We start from the raw sequence: 19,684 nt of genomic DNA, 5'->3' as shown, positions 1-19,684 counted from the left end.
CTGGCGCCGGCTCCGATATCGAACCCGCTCTGTATGAACCGTGGGTTCGAATCCAAGTGCGGTTTCGGGCTCTGGAGTGGCGGAGGGGGTGGGATTCGAACCCACGGTAGGGAAGACCCTACACTTGATTTCGAGTCAAGCCCGTTCGACCACTCCGGCACCCCTCCGAAGGCGAGGCATTGTCCGCGCCGGGGCTGGGGGTGTCAATCTCGGGGCGACAGCGCTCAGCTCAGGGCGAAGGCGAGGAAGAACTGGGCGGCGCGATAGACGAGGTGGGCCAGGACCACGCCCGCGACCAGCAGCGGCAGCTTGGCCAGCGCCAGCCAGCCCGACTGGGCGTAAGCCACCTGCAGCTGCCGCCAGGCGTAGAGCAGTACGATACCTGCGAGGGTCAGTTGCAGCAGCGCCTGGGAGCCTAAGCCGGTGGCGCTGACGACGAGCCACAGCAGCCACGGCACGACCATCACCACGAACAGCAGGAAAGCCCAGAAATGCAGGCTGACCGCCAGGTGGTCGACGAAGAACCGGCCGCGCCGGAAGTGCAGCCCCATCAGCACCAGTGCAAACAGCGGCGCATGCAGGATCACCAGCACCTTGGCCAGGTTCGTCGCTTCCGCCTGGTACTGCGGCGCATAGGTCTCGAAGTCGATGCCGCGGGCCTCCAGCCGCGCCGCCACGAGTGCCTCGGCGAACGGGCCGTGGGCCTGCGCCAGCTGCTCCCCCAGCGACAGGTTGAGATCCGACAGCGGCGGGTAGAAGAAATAGACGACGTTGGCGATCAAAAACAGCGACAGCGGCGCCAGGTTGCGCTTGCGGCGCCCTTCCAGCCAGTCGCGGTCGAGCCGCCCGGGCCGGAACAGCAGGCGCCCGAGGCTGCCGAGGAAGCGCTCGTCTAGCATGGTGAGCGATTCCACGAGCTGGCGCAGGAACCAGCTGAGACGCTGCTCCTCCGGCTCGATGCGTTTCTGGCCGCAGGCGTGGCAGTAGCGGCCCTGCAGCGGCGCGGCGCAATTCGGGCAGGCTGTCGGCTCGCTCATGGGCTGCATTATGATGCAGGTGATGGCTGCAGCAACCGTCCCGCGTGCTGCATGGCGATCGGAGGATGAAGGCAATGAGCGAGCGATTCACCGTGTCCCTGGAAGCGGAGCTGGCGCGCCAGTTCGACGACTACATGCAGCGCAAGGGCGCGCGCAACCGCTCGGAGGCGGTGCGCGACCTGATCCGCGACGCACTGGCGCGCGAGCGGCTGGACAAGGCACCGGAAACGGAGTGCCTGGGCGTCCTCACCTACGTCTACAACCACCATGAGCGCGAGCTCAGCAAGCGCCTCACCGAGGCGCACCACGCCCACCACGACCTCACCGTCACCACGCTGCACATGCACCTGGACCATGACAATTGCCTGGAGGCCGTCCTGCTCAAGGGGCCGTCCTCGGAGGTGGAGGCTTTCGGTGACTCGGTGATGTCGCGCCCCGGCATCCACCACGGCCGGCTGCACCGCATCCCGGCGCCGGCCACGGATGAGGGGGCGGCCCAAGGCCACCACGATCACGACCATCATGGCCACGACCACTAGGACGTTCGGATCGAGCGGGTATGAAGATTTCTAAAGGGGTGTGACAATCCCTTATTGAGTCGTACGCTCCCGGGTAAGAAGATTCCGGAAAGTCTCTTACCACGCGCGGAGAGCGTCCCATGTGCCACCTTTCCTCGTCCCGTGCCGCGCCCACGCACCTCGCACTGGCGGCTGCGCTGGCTTTGGCTCCGATTGCGACGTCGACGTTCGCCTCTACGGAGGCGGACCTGGCCCGGCTCGATTCGGTGGTCGTCACGGGCACGCGTTCGAGCCATACGCTGGCCGGCGTGCCGGTCGACACGGTGCTGGTGACGCGCGAGGACATCGATCGCTCGCCGGCGCAGAACCTGCCGCAGCTGCTGCGCGAGATCCCGGGCCTCGCGGTGACCAACCTCGACGACACCCTGGCGGCGGACAACCTTCGCCTGACGATGCGCGGGCTGCAGGTCAACGAGGGCTATGGCCTGGTGCTGATCGACGGGCGGCGGATCCACGGCGGCCTCGGCGCCCACGGGGACTACGGCATCAGCCTGAACCAGGTGCCGCTGGCGATGGTCGAGCGCATCGAGATCGTCAGGGGCGCGAGCTCGGCGCTCTACGGCGCGGACGCCATGGCCGGCGTGATCAATATCATCACCCGCAAGATCCCCGTAGTTGCCGGCGGCTCTGCCGCGCTGGGGATGGGCCGCTACCGCATCCTGCCGCGCGACGGCGTCGAGCCGAACGACGAGCACCGCACCGACCTGAAGCTGCATGCCAGTTACGGTGCGCCGGTCGGCCAGAGTTCGGGTTTCCTGTTGCTGGCCGGGCGGGAGCAGGACGAGTCCACTGACAGCAACGCCCAGCTCACCTACCGGGATTCCGCCCTGGCGCGCTGGCATACCCGGTTCGGCTCCGGCTGGTCGGGCGAGCTCCAGGCCGACGCGGCGCGCTCGCGGCGCGAGACCGTCAACCGGCCCGAGCGCTTCGATCGCCGCTACGACGACCGGCGCTGGGCCGCGGCCCTCAGGCACGAGGGCATGCGTCACGACTGGCGCCTCTCGGGCTATCGCTTCACGCAGGAGTTCGAGCAGGGCTACCCCGGCTTCACGCATGGCTATCGGTTCGGCGACATCGGCTACGACCAGCTCGAAACGCAATACACCTGGCTGGGGGATCGCCAGTGGATCACTGCCGGCGCCGAGTTCCAGCGCCAGGAGCTCGACTACCTTTTCAACAACTACGCGAACGGCGTCCTGGCCGCGACCGTGCCGGTGGGCGAAACCATCGACACCGTGAGTGTCTACCTGCAGGACGAGATCTGGCTGCTCGACCGCAGGCTGATGGTGGTGCCCGCGGCGCGCTTCGAGGACCACTCGGTGTTCGGCGGCGAGCTGAACCCCAAGCTGGCCGTGCGCTACGCGGGCGCGGGCGAGCGCACGGTGCTGCGCGCCTCCGTCGGCCGGGCCTTCAAGTCACCCACCATCCGGCAGCTCTATTACGAGGGGCTGTATCGGCACGGCGAGTTCTACATCGAATCGAACCCGGACCTGGATCCCGAGCGGGCGATCAACTTCAACGCCAGCGTGGAACAGCGCTGGGACGCGCGCGACCTCCGGCTGTCGGTCGGTGTCCACCAGACGGACGTCTCGGACAAGGTGGTGCGGACCGACACCGGCCGGGTCGCCGCCGACGGCATACCCATCCAGAGCTACGTCAACGTGGAGGAGGCCCGCATCCGGGGGCTCGAGCTGTCGCTCCGCCTCGGCGACGCGCGCGGCTGGTCGCTGCAGGCGGGCGCCGCCTGGACCGAGGCCGAGAACCTCGACACCGGTAACGACCTGCCCTACGTGCCGGATTACACGCTCACGCTGGCGCCGACCTGGGTGGCGCCCGGCGGCCGCAGCGGGACTCGGCTGGCGCTGGCGGCGATCGGCGAGCAATACCGCAACACCGCCAACACGCAGTTAGTCGAGGCCCATCGCATCGTCGATGTGCGCGCCTGGCACGAGCTCAAGCCCGGCGTGGTCGTGAACCTCGACCTCAACAACCTGTTCGAATCCGACAAGGGCGACGACGCCTTCGCCTGGCGCCAGGGGCGCCGCATCGGGCTGTCGCTCGACCTGCAGTTTTGACCCCAAGGGGGATGATCCCGATGACCGCACGCCGTATCCCGATCCTGCTGCTGGCGCTCGCGCTGGCCCCCGCGACCGCCATGGCGCACTACCCCTGGCTGACGCCGGCCGGGTACGCCCCGCCGCCCGGCCAGGCGCTTCCCTTCCGCATCGGCTGGGGCCACGATTTCCCGGGCACCGACACCTTGCCGCGGGAGCGGCTGCTGGCCGCCGAGCTGCTCGACGGCGAGGGCAATGTCCTGGCCGTGCCGCTCGGGCCCGGTGACGAGTTCGCGACGCCGCCCTTGCCCGGGACCGGGCCATGGGTCCTCGGCGTGCGCCAGGCGCCTGGCTACTACTCCCGTACGCCGCGCGGCGGCCAGCGCAGCTCGCGCGCGGACAACCCGGACGCGCTGAGCTGCAGCCACTCGACCAACACCGTCAAGGCGCTGCTCGGCAGCGGCGCGGGCGCGGTGGCCCGGCCGCTCGGCCACCCGCTGGAAATCCTGCCGCTGGCCGCGACTGCGGGGACTGCGGCGCCATTCGAGGTTCGCCTGCTGTTCAGGGGCGCGCCCTGGCAGGGGGAGGTCAACGCTACCTACGAGGGCTTCGACGCCGGCGAACCGGACTATCCGCTCACCGTCACGACCGACGCGGACGGCCTGGCGCGCCTGTCTTTCGATCGCCCCGGCCGCTGGCTGATCAAGGCATCCGCGAGCGAGCCCTATCCCGATCCCGCAACCTGCGACCGTAACAATTACAATGCGACCCTCACCCTGGTGGTGCGCTGAATGAAAATCTTTTCCTGCTGGCTGCTGCTCGTGCTCGCCTGGTCCTGCCTGGTCCCGGCGAGCGCCCGCGCACATGCCCTGCTGCACGAAATCGTCGACGCCGACACGGTGGTGGTGAAGCTGTCGTTCGCCGGCGGTGACGCCCCGCTGTTCGAGCCTTACGAGGTGTACCGGCCGGGCGCCGACACGCCGTTCCAGGCCGGGCGGGTCAATGCGCAGGGCGAGATCAGCTTCCGGCCGGACCAGCCCGGCGAGTGGCGGGTGAAGGTTTTCACCGAGGACGGCCACGGCACGGTCGTGCGCCTGGTGGTGGACGAAGCGATGGCGGCGGCAGTGATCCAGGCGACGCAGTCGCAGCACCGCCACTGGTACGCTGGCCGGGTGCTGGCCGGCCTCGGCTACCTGCTCGGTTTGTTCGGCATCTGGGCACTGTGGCGCGCCCGGCGGGCGACCCCAGGCTAGGCATGCACATTCCCGACGGGCTGATCTCGCCGCAGACCTACCTGCCGGCGCTTGCCCTGGCGGCGCCGCTGTGGGTCGTCGCGGCGCGACGCCTCCGGGCCCGCATGGGCGACGAGCTCCTGCCCCGCCTCGCGGTATTCACGGCGCTCGCCTTCCTGCTCTCGACCCTCATGCTGCCCCTGCCCGGCGGCACCTCCGGCCACCTGCTGGGCGTGAGCCTGCTGGCCCTGGTCTTCGGGCCCTGGGTGGCTTTCCTGTGCTACACGCTGGTCCTGGTGTTGCAGGCGGTGGTGGTCGGGGCCGGCGGCATCACGGCGCTGCCGGTCAACGCGCTGACGCTCGGCCTGGTCGCCGCGTGGGTCACCTGGGGCGGCTACCGGCTGTTGCGCGGGCTCGGCGAGACGCTGGCAGTGGCGGCGGCGACCTGGCTGGGGATCATGTCCGCCGCGCTCGTGCTCGCGCTGGTGCTCGGCCTGCAGCCGGTCATCGCGCAGGCCGCCGATGGCACGCCGCTGTTCTTTCCCTTCGGCGTGGCCGTGACGCTGCCCGCGCTCCTCGTGCCCCATGCATTGATCGCCGCCGGCGAGGCGGCGCTGACGGTGCTGGTGTTTCGCCATGCCCGCAAGCGCCGCTGGCTCGAGGCGATGCCGTGAAGCACCGGCTCGCCCTGTATGCCTGGCTGGCGGCGGTGGTGGCGACCACGCTGGTGCACCAGCCAGCGGTGCTGGCCGCCGGCCTGGCCGCGGTCGTGCTGGCCTCCGGCGCCGGCCGGGGGCGGCTGCTGGGGCGCGCGCTGCGGGCGGTCGCGCCGGTATTGCTCCTGCTGTCGACCGGCTACCTGCTGCTGGGCTGGTGGACCGGCGAGCTCGCGTGGCGTTTCCTCCTGTTGCTCAACCTCCGGGTCACCCTGCTGGCCCTGCTCACTGCCTGGGCGGTGCGCGACATCGATTTCGACCGCGCGCTGGCGCGCTGGCCGGCGGCGCGCCGCTGGCTCGCGATCGTGCGCAGCCAGGTGACGGTCTTTCGCCGGCTGGCCACCGAGTACCGCGCGGCGGTCCAGAGCCGCAGCACGCTGCCGCCGACGCTGCGCCAGCGCTATCGTGCCGGCGCCGCACTCGGGCTGGCGGCGCTGGACAAGGCCATGTACAACTCGGAGGCACTGACGCAGGGCATGAGGTCGCGCGGCGCACTGGATGAGTGAATCCTTGTACAGCCTGGAGCAGGTCACGGTGCGCTACCCCGACGGGCGCACTGCGCTCGACGGCGTCGACCTGGACATCGCTGCCGGCGAGCGCGTGGTGCTGCTCGGCGCCAACGGTTGCGGCAAGAGCACGCTGCTCAAGCTGCTGGACGGACTGGTGCTGCCGACCGCCGGCCGGCTGCGTTTCGCGGGCCGGGAAGTCGACGCGGCGGCGCTCAAGGCCCGTGACTTCGCCGCGGCTTTCCGCCGCCGCGTGGCGCTGATGTTCCAGCATCCGGAAGCCATGCTGTTCAACCCGACGGTGGCCGAGGAGATCGGCTTCGGCCTGCGCCACCTGCCGGCCGCGGAAGCGCAGGAGCGCGTGCGGCACTGGGCCGGCTTCATGCGGCTGGATCGCCACCTCGAGGAGCATCCCTCGCAGCTCTCCGGCGGCGAGAAGCAGCGCCTGTGCCTCGCCTGCCTGCTGGCGGTCGAGCCCGAGGTGCTGCTGCTCGACGAGCCGACGGCCAATCTCGATCCGCGCACGGTGGGCTGGCTGATTGACTGGCTGGGTGAGCGCGACATCACCACCGTGGTCGCGACCCATCACATGGCGCTGGCCCCGGAACTGGGGCAGCGCGCCGTGATCCTGTCCGAGGAACACCGCGTGGCCTTCGACGGCCCGGTCGGCGACGCGCTGGGCGACCTGCCGCTGCTGCTCGCCAACAACCTCGCCCACCAGCACCGCCATCGTCACGGCGAGGAAGAGCACGTGCACGTCCACGGCCATCCGGTCTGGGGTGCGGCGCGGGACTGACCGCGACTCGGGCCATTGCGTGGTCCCCGTCCGCCGGCTGGCCATGACAGGGTCCTGCTCACTTGGGAATCTGATGCCGCTCGCAGGACCCTGTCATACCCAGCCGCTGCGAAGGTGCCAGCACCGACGGCCGGGCGCGCTCGGGCCAGCGCGCCACCGGAACCACCGCATCGGCGCGGGCCGGCCGGCGTGCGCTGCGCCGATGTCCGCCACGGCATTCGCCTCGCCGACACGGGGGCCGAGTCCGACCTGCGCCCGCGGGGTTGACGGACCTCCGGGGCCGCGGGCAGGGCAAGGCCGGCAAGGCCAGCCCGCGGGCCGGGGCATCGCGGCAACCCGCGATTGCCGCCCGCGCCCCGGCGGCTCATGCTAGGGCGCATGGCGGACAACCTGTACATCGCGGCCACCGAGCCGATGAGCGGCAAGTCGCTGGTGGCGCTCGGCGTGATGGAACTGTTGTCGCGGCGCCGGGCGCGGCTGGGGTTCTTCCGGCCGGTGGTCGCGCGGGCGGACGCGCCGGACAACGACATCGAGCTGATCGCGACGCGCTACGGGCTCGAGCCCGGCCGCACGGCGGTCTATGCCTTCACGCACGAGGAGGCGCAGCGCGAGTTGGCTGGGGGGCGCCACGACGAGGTGCTGAAAGCCATTCTCGACCGCTACAAGGCGCTCGAGGCGGAGTGCGACTTCGTGCTGTGCGAGGGCACCGATTACACCGGCGTCTCTTCGGCCTTCGAATTCGATTTCAATACCGCAGTGGCGAAGAACCTCGGCGCGCCGATCCTGCCGGTCATCAGCGGCCGCGGCCGCAGCGCCGACGAGATTCACAATGCCATCCAGGTGGCGCGCGAGGTCTTCCAGGCGCGCGGCTGCGACGTGGCGGCGACCATCGTCAACCGCGCGGACGCGCCCGATCTCGCGGGCCTGCGGCAGGAGCTGGCCAGTGCACAGGCCCAGGGCGAACCGCTGTTCGTCGTGCCCGAGGACACGGCGCTGAGCCGTCCGACCATGGGCGACGTGGCGCGGGCGCTCGGGGCGCGCCTGCTGCACGGTTCTTCGGATTCGTTGCGCCGGGACATCGGTCACGTGCGCGTGGCGGCGATGGAGCTGTCGCATTTCCTTGCGCGGCTCGAGCCCGGGACGCTCGTGCTGACCTCCGGCGACCGCGCCGACATCCTGCTCGGCAGCTTCGTCGCCAATCGCTCCACGGCCGCTTACGGGCTGGCCGGGATCGTGCTGACCGGCGGGCTGGAGCCCTCGCTGCAGATCAACGACCTGGTGAGCGGGCTGTCCGACGAGTCGCTGCCCGTGCTGGCGGTCAACGAGGACACCTACGAGACCGCCACGCGCGTGCACGAGGTGCGCGCCTGGCTGAGGGCGGAGGACGAGGCCAAGGTGGCGCGCGCGCTCGGCCTGTTCGAGGCGGGCGTTTCGGTGGAGGCGCTGGAGGCGCGCATCGACCTGCAGCGGCCGAGCCGCATGACGCCGTTGATGTTCGAGTACGAACTGATGCGCCGCGCGGCAATCGACCGCCAGCGGATCGTGCTGCCCGAGGGCGAGGAAGAGCGCATCCTGCGCGCCGCCGACATCCTGCTCAAGCGCGGCACGGTCGAGCTGGTGCTGCTGGGGGACGAGACCCTGATTCGCCGCCGCGTCTCGGCGCTCGCCCTGGACCTCGGCGGGGTCGAGATCATCGACCCGGCGCGCTCGCCCCGGCTCGAGTCCTACGCCGCCGAGCTGCACCGCCTGCGCAAGCATCGCGGGGTGACCCCCGAGCGCGCGCTGGACATGATGCGGGACCGGAGTTACTTCGGGACCATGATGGTCCACCTGGGCGACGTCGACGGCATGGTCTCGGGCGCGGTCACGACCACCGCTCACACCATCCGCCCGGCCTTCGAGTTCATCCGCACCCGGCCCGACGTTTCGATTGCCTCCAGCGTGCTGTTCATGTGCATGCGCGACCGGGTGCTGGTGTACGCGGACTGCGCGGTCGTGCCCGAACCGACTACCGCGCAGCTGGCGGACATCGCCATCAGCTCGGCCGGCACGGCGCGGATGTTCGGGATCGAGCCGCGGATCGCCATGCTGTCCTATTCGACCGGCGAGTCGGGCGCCGGCGCGGAAGTGGAGCGGGTGCGCGCAGCCACCGAGCTGGTGCGTGAGCGCCGGCCGGACCTGCCGATCGAGGGGCCGATCCAGTACGACGCGGCGGTGGACGCGGCGGTGGCGCAGACCAAGATCCCGGGCAGCGAGGTTGCCGGGCGCGCCACGGTGCTGGTGTTTCCGGACCTGAACTCCGGCAACAACGCCTACAAGGCGGTGCAGCGCTCCGGCGGCGCCGTGGTCGTGGGGCCGGTATTGCAGGGGCTGAACAAGCCGGTCAACGATCTCTCCCGGGGCGCCAGCGTAGGCGACATTGTCAAGACGGTCGCGATCACCGCCATCCAGGCCCAGCAGCAGGAGGACGAGGCGTGAAGGTGCTGGTGCTCAACGCCGGCAGTTCCACGCTGAAGTACGGTTTCTATGCCATGCCGGGCGAGCGGGCCCTGGCTTCGGGCACCATCGAGCACGACGGGACGCCCGACGTGGCCGGGCTGGTCGGGCAGCTGGCGGAGCACGGCGCGCCGGACGTGATCGCCCACCGCGTAGCGCATGGCGGCGACCGCTTCGGCAGCGCGGTGCGGATCGACGGCACCGTGCTAGAGGCCATTCGGGGCCTGGTGCCGCTGGCGCCGCTGCACAACCCGGCCAACCTCGCCGGGATCGAGGCGACCATGGCGGCCTTTCCGGACGCGCCGCAGGTGGCGGTGTTCGACACGGCTTACCACCAGTCGATGCCGGAGTACGCCTGGCGTTACGCCGTGCCGGAAGACTGGCTGCGGCAGCATGGCGTGCGGCGCTACGGTTTTCATGGCAGCTCGGTGGGTTTCGCCGCCGCCGCCGCGGCCCAGTGCCTGGGACGCGATCCCGCGGACTTGTCGCTGGTCGTGCTGCACCTCGGCAACGGCGCCAGCGCGAGCGCGGTGCGGGGCGGCCGCAGCCTGGATACCTCGATGGGCCTGTCCACGCTCGACGGGCTGGTGATGGGCACGCGCTGCGGCGACCTGGACCCGGCGATCCCCGGCTACCTGGCGCGGGCCGCCGGCCTGGCCCCGGCGGAGGTCGACCGCCAGCTGCACCAAGAGAGCGGCCTGCTGGCCCTGTGCGGGGACAGCGACATGCGTGCCATCGAGCGGCGCGTGGAGGCGGGCGATGCACGCGCGGAGCTGGCGCTGGAGGTGTTCTGTCACCGCGCCCGGCGCCATGTCGGGGCCCTGGCCGCCACGCTGGGCCGGCTCGACGCGCTGGTTTTCACCGGCGGTATCGGCGAGCACCGTGCGCTGGTGCGGGCCCGCATCTGCGCCGGCCTGGAGGTGCTGGGCGTGGGATTGGACGGGAACCGCAACGCGCAGCCGGGCGAGCTGCCGGCACGCCTCGACGCAGCCGCCAGCCGGGTCGCGGTGCTGGTCATCGCCACCGACGAAGCGCTGCAGATCGCGCGCGAAACCATGATCCTGCTTGGGGACTGTCCCGGGGACAGTCCCCAAGGCTGAAGCGTTTCAGCGGGGCGTCGCGGTGGCGGCGCTGTCAGGGTCCTCGACGTGGATCGGCGTGGGATTGCCCTGCTCGTCGATGGCGACCATGGTGACTTCGGCGCTGGTGACGCGGACTTCCTCGTCGATCGAGCGGGAGCGCGCGAGGACGTCGACGCGCAGGCGGATCGAGCTGCGCCCGATGCGGATGGTCTCGGCCCACAGGCTGACGATGTCGCCCATTTTCACCGGCTTGTGAAACTCGATCTTGTCCATGGCGATGGTGACGTACTTGCGCGAGGCCTGCCGGCTGGCCTCGACGAAAGCCGCCTGGTCGATCAGCGAGAGGATGACCCCGCCGAAAATGGAGCCGAGGGCGTTGGTGTCCTTCGGCATCATCATCATGCGAATCGCCGGTTGTTCGCTGGGCGGCTTCATGCATCGGGCTCCGGAGTGATCAGCGTCGCGCCAGCCGGGCGGCAGCGCGGTCGGCGGTAAAGTCCGGCGTCGCGTGGTGGCGGACCCGCGGCGGGGCAGCCGTGCGATCGCGATTCCGGCCGGCGCGCTTGGCGCGGTACATGGCCTGGTCGGCCTGCTGGACCAGCTGCTCGGCGGTCACGCCCGGCGCGCTCACGGCGATGCCGGCGCTGAAAGCGAGGGTATCGCCCTGCATCCCGGGATGAGGCACCGAGTCGGGCTGCGCCGCCATCCGGGCCAGCGCCTGGCGAATCCGCGCCACCACCGTGGCCGCGCCGGTCGCCCCGGTGGCGGGCAGCAGCAGCAGGAATTCGTCGCCGCCCACCCGGAACGCCAGGTCGGACTGGCGCAACGCGGCATTGATGGCCTCGGCCACCGTCTGCAGCGCGCGGTCGCCGGCGGCGTGGCCCCAGAGATCGTTGATGGGCTTGAGGAAATCAAGGTCGATCATGACCACCGCCAGCTCGTGGCCCTGGCGCTCGGCGGCCGCCAGTTCACGCGGCAGCATGCGATCGAGGGCCTGGCGGTTGAGCAGCCTGGTGAGCCCGTCCTCGAAAGCCTGCTTCTGCAGGGAGGCGTGGCGCACGGCGTTGTGCAGCGGCTGCGCGAGAAGTTCCGCCAGGACGTCCAGTTCGCTGCGCTCGCGCGCGTCGAACGCCCGCTGGCGATAGAGGGCGAGACGGCCCAGGGCCGTGTCGTCCAGCTGCAGGCGGGTGGCGAAGGCGGGCCTGCTGGCAGTGCCCCAGTTGCAGCCGTGCTCGGGATGATCGAAGGCGACGCCTTCGACGCCGTAGTGTTCGTGCAGCCGCCGGGCGAAGACATCGACCACCACCGCGGGCTCGAGCGACTGCTGGAGGGCCCGGAGCAGGGCCAACGGTTCGGCGCCGGCAGGCCGGCGCTCGCCGCCGCGAGCGCCCGACCGCTGTTGCCGCGGTGCGGGCCTGGCCAATGTGTTGTCGGAGTGCGACGCCATGATGTCATCTTCCCAGCAATATCTGCGAGGTATGCTGCGAATATCGTGCCAACTCGGGAATATAGCACAAGACATTGATTTAACTAGAGCTTGTAGCGGGCGGCGGCGGGCCTTCGGCACGGCCTGCCGGGACTGGCCGGGAAAACCGTGAACTGGTTCCGCGGGCGCCGGAAATCCGGCGCGCGACGCTCGATTCAGTCGATCAGGCCCAGTTCGACGCGGGTCGTCTCGTGGCCCTCGGCGATCGCGCCGAGGTCCCCGGCGTCCAGCTTCAGGGTCCGGCAGGCGCGCCACTGCGCCACCGCCTCGAGCTCCTCGGGCGTCGGGACCTCGGTCGAGGCCGCCAGGGCGAGCGCGATGCGCAGCACGTAAGTCAGCGACCCATGGCGCCCATCGTCTTCGTCGGCCTGCGCGGCCACGGCTTCGACCGCGACCTCGGGAAGATGCCAGGATTCGACGATGGCCTGGCCGATGCTGACGTGCCACATGTCCAGCAGCTCGCTGAGCACCGCGGGGGATTCGAACAGGGCGGGATGGGCGTCGGCCCGGCTGAGCAGGTAGATCCGGCCGACGTTGTGGATCAACCCGACCACCAGCGCCTCGTCGGGATTGATGTCGCCGCTGCGCTCCGCGATCAGGTGACAGGCCGCGGCGATACGCAGGCCCAGTGACCACTCCTCCTCGAGCAGGTCACGGCAGGCGCCGAGATCGCTGTTCTGCTTCAGTTGCCGCATGGCGAAGCGCCAGGCCAGCGCCTGGACCTTGTCGGCGCCGATCCGCGTGATGGCGATCTTCAGGTCCAGCGTCTCGGACCCGGCCCGGCGGCAGGCCACCGAGTTCGCCATGGTGAGGATGGAGCCGGCGAGCACCGGTTCCGTCGCCGCCAGGTGCGCCAGCCGCGGCACGTCGAAGCCCGACTGGGCCAGCTCGTTGCGCAAGCGCATGACGACCACCGGCAGCGAGGGCAGTTCGACCTGGCCCTTGGACAGCTCCCCGGCGAGGTTCTGCACGATGGCGAAAGCTTCCTGGTGACTCGTCATGCTGATTCCTCGCTCCGGTTACCCGCCAGCCTGCACCGAACTCCACCATGCCTGGCGCCCCGCATGGCTGGCTTCGCGGTCGACCACCAGCTCCAGGAGCACGCCGCGCGCCCCTGCGAGCGCGCCCACTATAGCGGCTTCGAGTGCCCCGGGCCCGTCAAAGCGTGCATATTCCAGCCCGAACAGCGCCGCGGCGCGTTCCACCTCCAGTTGCGGCGGCGTCAGCCAGAGCGACTCGAACTCCGGCAGGACGGCCTGCGGCAGCTGGCGAAAAATCGCGCCGCCGCCGTTGTTTACCACTACCACCACGAGGGGGCGAGCGGCGCACAGCGACAGGGCGTTGAGATCGTGGAACAGGGCCAGGTCGCCGATGACGGCGATCCCGGGCTGGCCCGTGCCGGCGACCAGGCCGGCGGCGGTCGACAGGTTGCCGTCGATGCCGCTGACGCCGCGGTTGGCGTGGAGGCGCAGCGGGGCGGGGCGGCGGAACAGGAAGCTGTCGAAATCCCGCACCACCAGCGAGTTGGCGACGAACACGGGCGTGTCCGAGGGCGCCGCGGCGGCGATTGCGCCCACCAGCCCGGCTTCCGCCGGCAGCGCCTCGAGCCGGGCCAGCGCGGCGCGCGCCGCCGCCTCGCAGTGATCGAGTGCATCCCAAGGGGCGGCCCGGAGGCCGGCCCGCGAGACGGCGGCGGCCAGCATCGCCAGGGTCGCGGCCGGATCGCCCAGCAGCACGGTCCCCGCGCGCCGCAAGGGGTCCGCCCATTGCGGCGTCCCGGCCAGCAGGACGGTTTCAGGGCAACGCGCCGCCCAGGCCTCGACATGGCGCGACACCGGCGGCTGCCCGACCCGGATCAGCCAGTCCGGACACGGGGCGGCAGGGTCCCGCAGAAACGCGTCGCCGGCGCAGAGCACGCGCGCCTCGGCGGGGGCGCCGGCGCGCAGGCCCGACAGCGGATCGGCGATGATGGCGCAGTCCAGCGCCAGCGCCAGGCCGATGACGCCGTCGGCCGCCGGGTCGCCCGGAGCGAGGCGGCCGGCGAGGATGGCCCCGCGGCGCCCGCCCAGCTGCGCCGCGGTCGCGGCGACAGCGCCCAGGTCCGGCGTCGTCCGCGCCGGCAGGTGGACCGACCGGTCGCCGGGTGACCAGGGCCCGCAGCGCCCGGCATCCAGCGGCACCAGCGGTTCGCGAAAAGCCACATTCACATGCACCGGCCCGCGCCGGGGCCAGAGGCAGGCGGCGCCGGCCCGGTGGCCGACGTCGCGGGCATGCGCCGCCGTGGCATCGCCGGGCAGAGCGAACAGTGCGCGCGCGTGCGCCGCGAACAGGCTGGCCTGCTCGGTGGCCTGGTTGGCGCCGCAGTGGAGCAGCTCGGCCGGCCGGTCGGCACTCAGGAGCAGCAGCGGCTGCTCGTCCTCGCAGGCCTCGATCGCCGCCGGCAGCCAGTGGGCGGCCGCGGAGCCGGAGGTGGCCACCAGGACGGCGGGCTGGCCGGTGCCGCGCGCGAGGCCGAGGGCGAAGAAAGCGGCGGAGCGCTCGTCCGGCACGACGTGCAGGCTGAAGCCCTCGCAGCGCGCGGCGGCCAGCGCCAGCGGCGTCGAGCGGGAGCCGGGCGACACCACCACGTGCCGCGCGCCCGTCGCCGCCAGCCCGTCGAGCAGGGCGACGGCCCGCTCGAAGGCAGCAGCGCCGGGATCGCCGGGGCGGGCCTGGTCAGTCAACCGCCAGCGCCTCGAGCATGGCCTGGAGTTTCCAGCCGGTCTCGCGCAATTCCTGTTCCGGGCGCGAGCCGGCGACGATGCCGGCGCCGGCATACAGGCTGGCGCGGCGCCCCTCGAGCAGCGCGCAGCGCAGCGCCACCCAGACGTCGCCGCCGGCATCGTCCAGCCAGCCGACGCCCCCCGTGTACCAGCCGCGGTTCGCCTCGCCGTGCTCGCGCAGCCAGGCCAGCGCCGCGGCGCGCGGCGCGCCGCCCACGGCCGGCGTCGGGTGCATGCGCTCGAGCAGTTCGAAGACGCCCACCTCGGGGCGGACCCGGCCATGCACGTGGCTGGCGAGATGCTGCACGTTGGACAGCCGCAGCAGCGACGGTGCATGGGAGGCCATCAGGGCCGTGCACAACGGCTCCAGCGCCGCCAAGATTTCCCGCACCACCACCTCGTGCTCGGCGCGCTCCTTGGGGTCGCCGAGCAGCTGCCCCCCGAGTTGCTGGTCCGCGTCGTCGCAGGTCGCGCGCGGCGCCGAGCCGGCGAGCGCGTCGGCCACGACCAGGCCGTGCTCCAGCCCCAGCAGGCGCTCCGGGGACGCCCCGACCAGGCTGGTGCCGTCGCGTTGCACCGCGTAGACCGCGGCCTCGGGGTAGCGCGCCGCAAGTCGCTCCAGCACGCGGTTCACGGCCGGCGCCTGTTCCAGCGCGAGCTGCAGCCGCCGGGTGAGCACGAGTTTCTCCAGCGGCAGCCCGGCGATGGCGGCCAGCGCGACCCGCACGCGCTCGTCCCAGGCCGGGTCGTCGGCCGGCAGCCCGGGGGCGGCTGCCTGCGGGGCCGCGTCCGTGGCCGGCGTGCCCTGCCAGGCCGCCGCCACCAGCTGGCGCGCGGCCTCGCTCCAGGCCGTCACCAGTTCGTCCGCCTCGTCGCCCGGCGCGCCGTTGAAATGCATCAGCGTCGTATTGCCCCGCCGCTCCACCACCGCCCGCGGCACGCACAGCATGGCGTTCGGCAGCTGCGGGTCCGCGGCGTCGGGGCTGAAGGCGAAGCCGAGAAACGCCGCCCGGGTCGCGGGCGCGCCGTCCAGGCCGAGGGCGCGCCACCCGGCGCGCAGCCTGCGCCATTCCGCCCCGAGCCGGACGAAGCGGCCCTCGCCGTTCGCGGCCTGCTCCCAGGCGATGCCGGTGCCGGCGCGGAAACGCTGTTCCCCCGGCCGTCCCCACCACACGGCGGGGCCCTCGGCCGGCAGCCCCGGGCTGCCGCGGAAGTCGCGTACCGGCAGCGTCAGGCTCAGGAAGCCGCAGGCCGGCGCGCTCGCGAGCGCTTCGCTGAGCCGCCGGGGGAGCTCATCGATGAAAGCCGGTTGCAGATGTGATTCGAGCGGCGTGGAATCCACGGTTCAGGGTTCGAAAGGGGCAGCCACAACCGCGAAAGTGTATCACGCACCCCGGCGCCGCCCCGGCAGCGCCCCGGCGCCCGGCGGGGCAGGTGGCGCCCGCAGGTGGACGGCCTGCCGGCCCCAAGTACAATGTCCCATTTTCGCCCCGCAGCCGGTGTGCAAATGGACTGGAAGACTGTAGCCGAACTCGATTTCAACGACGTGCTCTACCAGCACGCGGAGGGCATCGCCCGCATCTCCATCAACCGCCCCGAGGTGCACAACGCCTTCCGGCCCGAGACCGTGATGGAACTGCAGCGCGCCTTCACCCACGCCCATCACGAGCCCTCGATCGGCGTCATCATCCTGACCGGGGAGGGCGGCAAGGCCTTCTGCTCGGGCGGCGACCAGCGGGTGCGCGGCGAGCAGGGCGGTTACAAGGACGAGACCGGCACCCAGCACCTGAACGTGCTCGATCTGCAGATGCAGATCCGCCGCCTGCCGAAGCCCGTGGTGGCCATGGTGGCGGGCTGGGCCATCGGCGGCGGCCATGTGCTGCACCTGGTCTGCGACCTCAGCATCGCGGCCGACAACGCCCGCTTCGGCCAGACCGGCCCGATCGTCGGCAGCTTCGACGCCGGTCTCGGCGCCGGCCTGCTGGCCCGCACGGTCGGCATGAAGAAGGCCAAGGAGATCTGGTTCCTGTGCCGCCAGTACGACGCGCAGCAGGCGCTGGCAATGGGACTGGTCAATACCGTGGTGCCGCTGGCGCAGCTCGAGGCCGAGACGGTGGAGTGGTGCCGGCGCATGCTCGAACTGTCGCCGACGGCGCTGCGGATGCTCAAGTGCGCCTTCAACGCCGACACCGACGGCCTGGCGGGCATCCAGGAGCTGGCCGGGAACGCGACCGCGATGTTCTACATGACGGCGGAGGGGCAGGAGGGCCGCGACGCTTTCCTCGAGAAGCGCAAGCCCGATTTCGACAAGTTCCCGCGCCGTCCCTGAGCGCGTGAGTACCGCCACCCCCCGCCTGCTGCTGCAGCACTGGCTCAGCGCCAGTCGTCCGCGCACGCTGTGGGTCGCGGTGGTGCCGGTGCTGGTGGGGACCGCGCTGGCCGCCGCGGACACCGGGCAGGTGGCCTGGGGCGTGTTCGCCGTCACCGTCCTCGCGGCGCTGCTGATCCAGGTGGGCACCAACCTCCACAACGACGTGGCCGACTTCGAGCGCGGCGCCGACGACCCGGGCACCCGGCTGGGCCCGCGCCGCGCCACCGCCGAAGGCTGGCTGCCGCCGACGGCGGTAAAGCGGGCCGCGGTCGCGGCTTTCGCCGGCGCCGGCGCGCTCGGCCTCTGGCTGGCCTGGATTGGCGGCTGGCCCATCCTGGCCATCGGCGTGGCTTCCATCGTCTGCGCCTGGGGTTACAGCGGCGGCGCGCGCCCGATCGCTTATTCCAGCCTCGGCGAGATGTTCGTCTGGCTGTTCTTCGGCCTCGCTGCCGTGGCGGGCAGCCACTACCTCCAGGCCGGCCGCTTCGACGGCACCGCCCTGCTCGCGGGCGCGCTGCTCGGCATGCCGGCGGCGGCCGTGCTGGTGGTGAACAACTACCGGGACCGGGAGAACGATGCCCGTGCGGGACGCCGCACCGTCGCCGTGGTCTACGGCGCGCGGGCCAGCCGGCTCGAGTACGCGACGCTGATGACGCTGCCCTTCGCGGCCCTGCCGGTGCTGGCCTGGCTGCAGCGGCCGGGCTGGTTGTGGCCGCTGCTGGTATTGCCCTGGGCGGCGTTGCTGGTGCGCCGCTTCGTCACCGAGCCGGTGGGCCCGGCCTTCAACACGCTGCTCGGCGACACCGCGCGGCTGCAGTTCATCTACGGCTTGCTCCTTTGCGTCGGCGTCTACTGGGGTGGCCTCGGTGACTGAGCCGGCGGCGGCGCCGGCGCTCGCCCGGGTCGAGCTGCATCCCTACGCCATCCCGCTGTCGCAACCGTGGAAGTGCGCGCGCGGGGCCACCGTGCTGCGGCGCGGCTGGCTGGTCCGCATCGAGGACGACGAGGGTGCGCACGGCTGGGGCGAGACCGCCGGCCTCCCGGGCGCCGGGACCGAGACCGCCGAGCTGGCCGAGGCGGCGCTGCGCCGCGCCGTGGAGGCGCTGCCGGGACTCGCCCCCGAAACCGCGCGCGAGCGGCTGCCCGGGCTGGAGCACCGGGCCGCGCGCTGCGGCCTGGAATGCGCCCTGCTGGACCTCGCGGCCCGCCGCGCCGGCGTGCCGCTGTACCGCCACCTGCGCCCGGACGCCGCGGGCCGGGTGCGGGTCAACGCCTTCGTCGGCGCGGTGGACGAGGGCCTTGGCGAACGGCTGGCCGCCGCCCGCCGCCAGGGTTTCGAGGTGGCCAAGCTGAAGCTCGCGACGGCGCCGCTGGCAGAGGAACTGCCGCTGTTCCTGGCGGCCATGGCGTCGCTGCCGGAGGGGCTGAGCCTGCGGCTGGACGTCAATCGGGGCTGGACGGTCGCGGCAGCCGAGCGCACGCTGCCGCAGTTCGCCGGCCTGCCGATCGAGGCCCTCGAGGAACCCGCCCACGATGCCGACGCCGCGGCCCTGGCGCGCCTCCAGGCCATGGTGGAATTCTCGCTTGCGCTGGACGAGTCGCTGGCCGCCTGGCCGGAGGAGACCGCGCTGCCGGTGCGGCGCCAGATCCTGAAGCCGATGGTGGTCGGCGGCCCCTCGCGGGTGCTCGCGCTTGCCTTGCGGCCGCGCACCGAGAGCGTCGTCACCAGCAGCGTCGACACCGCGGTCGGGCTATGGCTGTCGGCGCACCTGGCTGCGGTCCTGGACAACGGGCTGGCCCACGGCCTGGACACCGCCAGCTGGCTGAGCACGCTGCTCGGCCCTGCGCCGGCGCCCGGCGGGACGCTCGAGTTACCCGGACGCCCCGGCCTCGGCTTCGAGCCCGAGCTCGGCCAGCTCAGCCCGTGAGATTTTGCCCATCGCGTTCCGCGGCAGCCGCGCCACGCGGATGAACCGGCGGGGGCGGCTGGCGGAGGGCAGGTGGTCGCGCGCCCATTGCGCCACTGCGCCCGGCTCGGCCGGGCCGGCGTAAAGCGCCAGCACGAGCTGGCCCCAGCGCGGATCCGGCCGGCCCGTCACCCCGGCCTCGTCGACGCCCGGGCACGCCAGCAGGCCTGCTTCCACCGCTTCCGGGTCGATATTGATGCCGCCGCTGACGATCATGGTGTCCGCGCGCCCCAGCAGCCGCAGCCGCCCGTCGGGCAGCCATGCGCCGAGGTCGTTGCTGAGCAGGCCGCCGTCGGGCTCGAGGCCGGCGCCGGTCGCGCCGTCGGCCGTCGCGTACCCCGCCATGACCACCGGGCCGGCGATCCGGATGCGATCGCTGCGGGGATCCAGCGCCAGGGTCACGCCGGGCAGCGGCCGGCCGACCACGCCGGGCTGCCAGTGCTCGTCCACCGGCGTCGCCGCCACGTGGGAGCAGGTCTCGGTCATGCCCCAGCCCTGCCAGAGCGGCCAGTCCCGGGCCAGGGCGGGGGCGGCGGCCTCGCGCGACAGCGGCCCGCCGCCGCTCAGCAGGCAGCGCAGCCCCAGCGGGGCCGGCGCCGGC

At 72.0% G+C, this 19,684-nt stretch carries 19 protein-coding genes and 1 tRNA gene; 12 read left to right on the top strand and 8 right to left on the bottom strand.

Going from position 1 to position 19,684, the window contains the following annotated elements; translation table 11 throughout:
• Positions 1 to 77: 77 nt before the first annotated feature.
• Positions 78 to 167: transfer RNA gene (locus tag G6N75_RS10255), tRNA-Ser, on the bottom strand.
• Between the two features lie 57 nt (positions 168 to 224).
• Complete coding sequence (locus G6N75_RS10250; RefSeq protein ID WP_165348263.1) at positions 225 to 1,037, bottom strand: DUF3667 domain-containing protein; 813 nt, start codon at positions 1,035 to 1,037, stop codon at positions 225 to 227.
• Positions 1,038 to 1,111: 74 nt separating this feature from the next.
• Here G6N75_RS10250 and nikR point away from each other — a divergent pair, with 74 nt between their 5' ends.
• The 9 genes from nikR (at position 1,112) to G6N75_RS10205 (ending at position 10,515) form a co-directional block, all read left to right on the top strand.
• Positions 1,112 to 1,576 (top strand): nickel-responsive transcriptional regulator NikR, encoded by a 465-nt coding sequence (gene nikR, locus G6N75_RS10245; RefSeq protein WP_165348262.1) that lies wholly within the window; start codon positions 1,112 to 1,114, stop codon positions 1,574 to 1,576.
• 119 nt (positions 1,577 to 1,695) lie between these two features.
• Positions 1,696 to 3,690: a TonB-dependent receptor gene (locus G6N75_RS10240; RefSeq protein WP_165348261.1), complete on the top strand. Its 1,995-nt coding sequence runs from the start codon at positions 1,696 to 1,698 to the stop codon at positions 3,688 to 3,690.
• A gap of 20 nt (positions 3,691 to 3,710) precedes the next feature.
• Entirely contained in the window at positions 3,711 to 4,460 is a 750-nt protein-coding gene (locus G6N75_RS10235; protein ID WP_165348260.1) for a DUF4198 domain-containing protein, read from the top strand.
• Positions 4,461 to 4,922 carry a hypothetical protein gene (locus G6N75_RS10230; RefSeq protein WP_165348259.1) on the top strand — a complete coding sequence of 154 codons (462 nt, stop codon included), beginning with the start codon at positions 4,461 to 4,463 and terminating at the stop codon, positions 4,920 to 4,922.
• A 2-nt stretch (positions 4,923 to 4,924) separates the two neighbouring features.
• Positions 4,925 to 5,575, top strand: coding sequence for an energy-coupling factor ABC transporter permease (locus G6N75_RS10225; protein WP_165348258.1), 651 nt, complete (start codon positions 4,925 to 4,927; stop codon positions 5,573 to 5,575).
• Complete coding sequence (locus tag G6N75_RS10220) at positions 5,572 to 6,123, top strand: hypothetical protein (RefSeq protein ID WP_346765520.1); 552 nt, start codon at positions 5,572 to 5,574, stop codon at positions 6,121 to 6,123. The genes G6N75_RS10225 and G6N75_RS10220 overlap by 4 nt, the downstream gene beginning before the upstream one ends.
• Positions 6,116 to 6,919, top strand: coding sequence for an ABC transporter ATP-binding protein (locus G6N75_RS10215; RefSeq protein ID WP_165348257.1), 804 nt, complete (start codon positions 6,116 to 6,118; stop codon positions 6,917 to 6,919). The genes G6N75_RS10220 and G6N75_RS10215 overlap by 8 nt, the downstream gene beginning before the upstream one ends.
• 378 nt (positions 6,920 to 7,297) lie before the next feature.
• Positions 7,298 to 9,397 (top strand): phosphate acetyltransferase, encoded by a 2,100-nt coding sequence (pta, locus tag G6N75_RS10210; RefSeq protein WP_165348256.1) that lies wholly within the window; start codon positions 7,298 to 7,300, stop codon positions 9,395 to 9,397.
• The gene (locus tag G6N75_RS10205) at positions 9,394 to 10,515 is read left to right on the top strand and encodes an acetate/propionate family kinase (protein WP_346765519.1); all 1,122 of its coding nucleotides are present in this window, start codon (positions 9,394 to 9,396) and stop codon (positions 10,513 to 10,515) included. The genes pta and G6N75_RS10205 overlap by 4 nt, the downstream gene beginning before the upstream one ends.
• Before the next feature lie 6 nt (positions 10,516 to 10,521).
• Here G6N75_RS10205 and G6N75_RS10200 read toward each other — a convergent pair whose 3' ends face one another.
• The 5 genes from G6N75_RS10200 to G6N75_RS10180 form a co-directional block, all read right to left on the bottom strand.
• Entirely contained in the window at positions 10,522 to 10,932 is a 411-nt protein-coding gene (locus G6N75_RS10200; RefSeq protein ID WP_165348255.1) for an acyl-CoA thioesterase, read from the bottom strand.
• A gap of 19 nt (positions 10,933 to 10,951) precedes the next feature.
• Complete coding sequence (locus G6N75_RS10195) at positions 10,952 to 11,845, bottom strand: GGDEF domain-containing protein (RefSeq protein ID WP_165348254.1); 894 nt, start codon at positions 11,843 to 11,845, stop codon at positions 10,952 to 10,954.
• A gap of 293 nt (positions 11,846 to 12,138) precedes the next feature.
• Positions 12,139 to 12,984, bottom strand: a complete 846-nt coding sequence (locus G6N75_RS10190; RefSeq protein WP_165348253.1) for an HDOD domain-containing protein — start codon at positions 12,982 to 12,984, stop codon at positions 12,139 to 12,141.
• A gap of 18 nt (positions 12,985 to 13,002) precedes the next feature.
• Positions 13,003 to 14,706 carry a 2-succinyl-5-enolpyruvyl-6-hydroxy-3-cyclohexene-1-carboxylic-acid synthase gene (gene menD / locus G6N75_RS10185; RefSeq protein WP_165348252.1) on the bottom strand — a complete coding sequence of 568 codons (1,704 nt, stop codon included), beginning with the start codon at positions 14,704 to 14,706 and terminating at the stop codon, positions 13,003 to 13,005.
• On the bottom strand, positions 14,699 to 16,087 hold the full coding sequence (locus G6N75_RS10180; RefSeq protein WP_165348251.1) for an isochorismate synthase: 1,389 nt from the start codon (positions 16,085 to 16,087) through the stop codon (positions 14,699 to 14,701). Before G6N75_RS10180 ends, menD begins: the two co-directional genes overlap by 8 nt.
• 165 nt (positions 16,088 to 16,252) lie before the next feature.
• Between G6N75_RS10180 and menB the strand changes: the two genes are divergently transcribed.
• Genes menB through G6N75_RS10165 form a run of 3 tightly spaced genes read left to right on the top strand, consistent with a single transcriptional unit; the run spans position 16,253 to position 19,044 of the window.
• Positions 16,253 to 17,074: a 1,4-dihydroxy-2-naphthoyl-CoA synthase gene (menB, locus tag G6N75_RS10175; protein WP_165348250.1), complete on the top strand. Its 822-nt coding sequence runs from the start codon at positions 16,253 to 16,255 to the stop codon at positions 17,072 to 17,074.
• A 4-nt stretch (positions 17,075 to 17,078) separates the two neighbouring features.
• A complete protein-coding gene (locus tag G6N75_RS10170) occupies positions 17,079 to 17,990 on the top strand; it encodes a 1,4-dihydroxy-2-naphthoate polyprenyltransferase (RefSeq protein WP_346765518.1) in 912 nt (303 codons plus the stop codon).
• The gene (locus G6N75_RS10165) at positions 17,983 to 19,044 is read left to right on the top strand and encodes an enolase C-terminal domain-like protein (RefSeq protein ID WP_165348249.1); all 1,062 of its coding nucleotides are present in this window, start codon (positions 17,983 to 17,985) and stop codon (positions 19,042 to 19,044) included. The genes G6N75_RS10170 and G6N75_RS10165 overlap by 8 nt, the downstream gene beginning before the upstream one ends.
• Here G6N75_RS10165 and G6N75_RS10160 read toward each other — a convergent pair.
• On the bottom strand, positions 18,988 to 19,684 hold a 697-nt coding region (locus tag G6N75_RS10160), incomplete at its 5' end, for an AMP-binding protein (RefSeq protein WP_165348248.1). The two genes, G6N75_RS10165 and G6N75_RS10160, sit on opposite strands and share 57 nt — an antisense overlap.

Origin of the sequence: Thioalkalivibrio sp. XN8, from assembly GCF_011058255.1 — a bacterium.
In the GTDB taxonomy this organism is placed as follows: domain Bacteria; phylum Pseudomonadota; class Gammaproteobacteria; order Steroidobacterales; family XN24; genus XN24.
The sequence above is the reverse complement of the archived record's forward strand: the minus strand, read 5'-3'. Positions and strand labels throughout refer to the sequence as shown.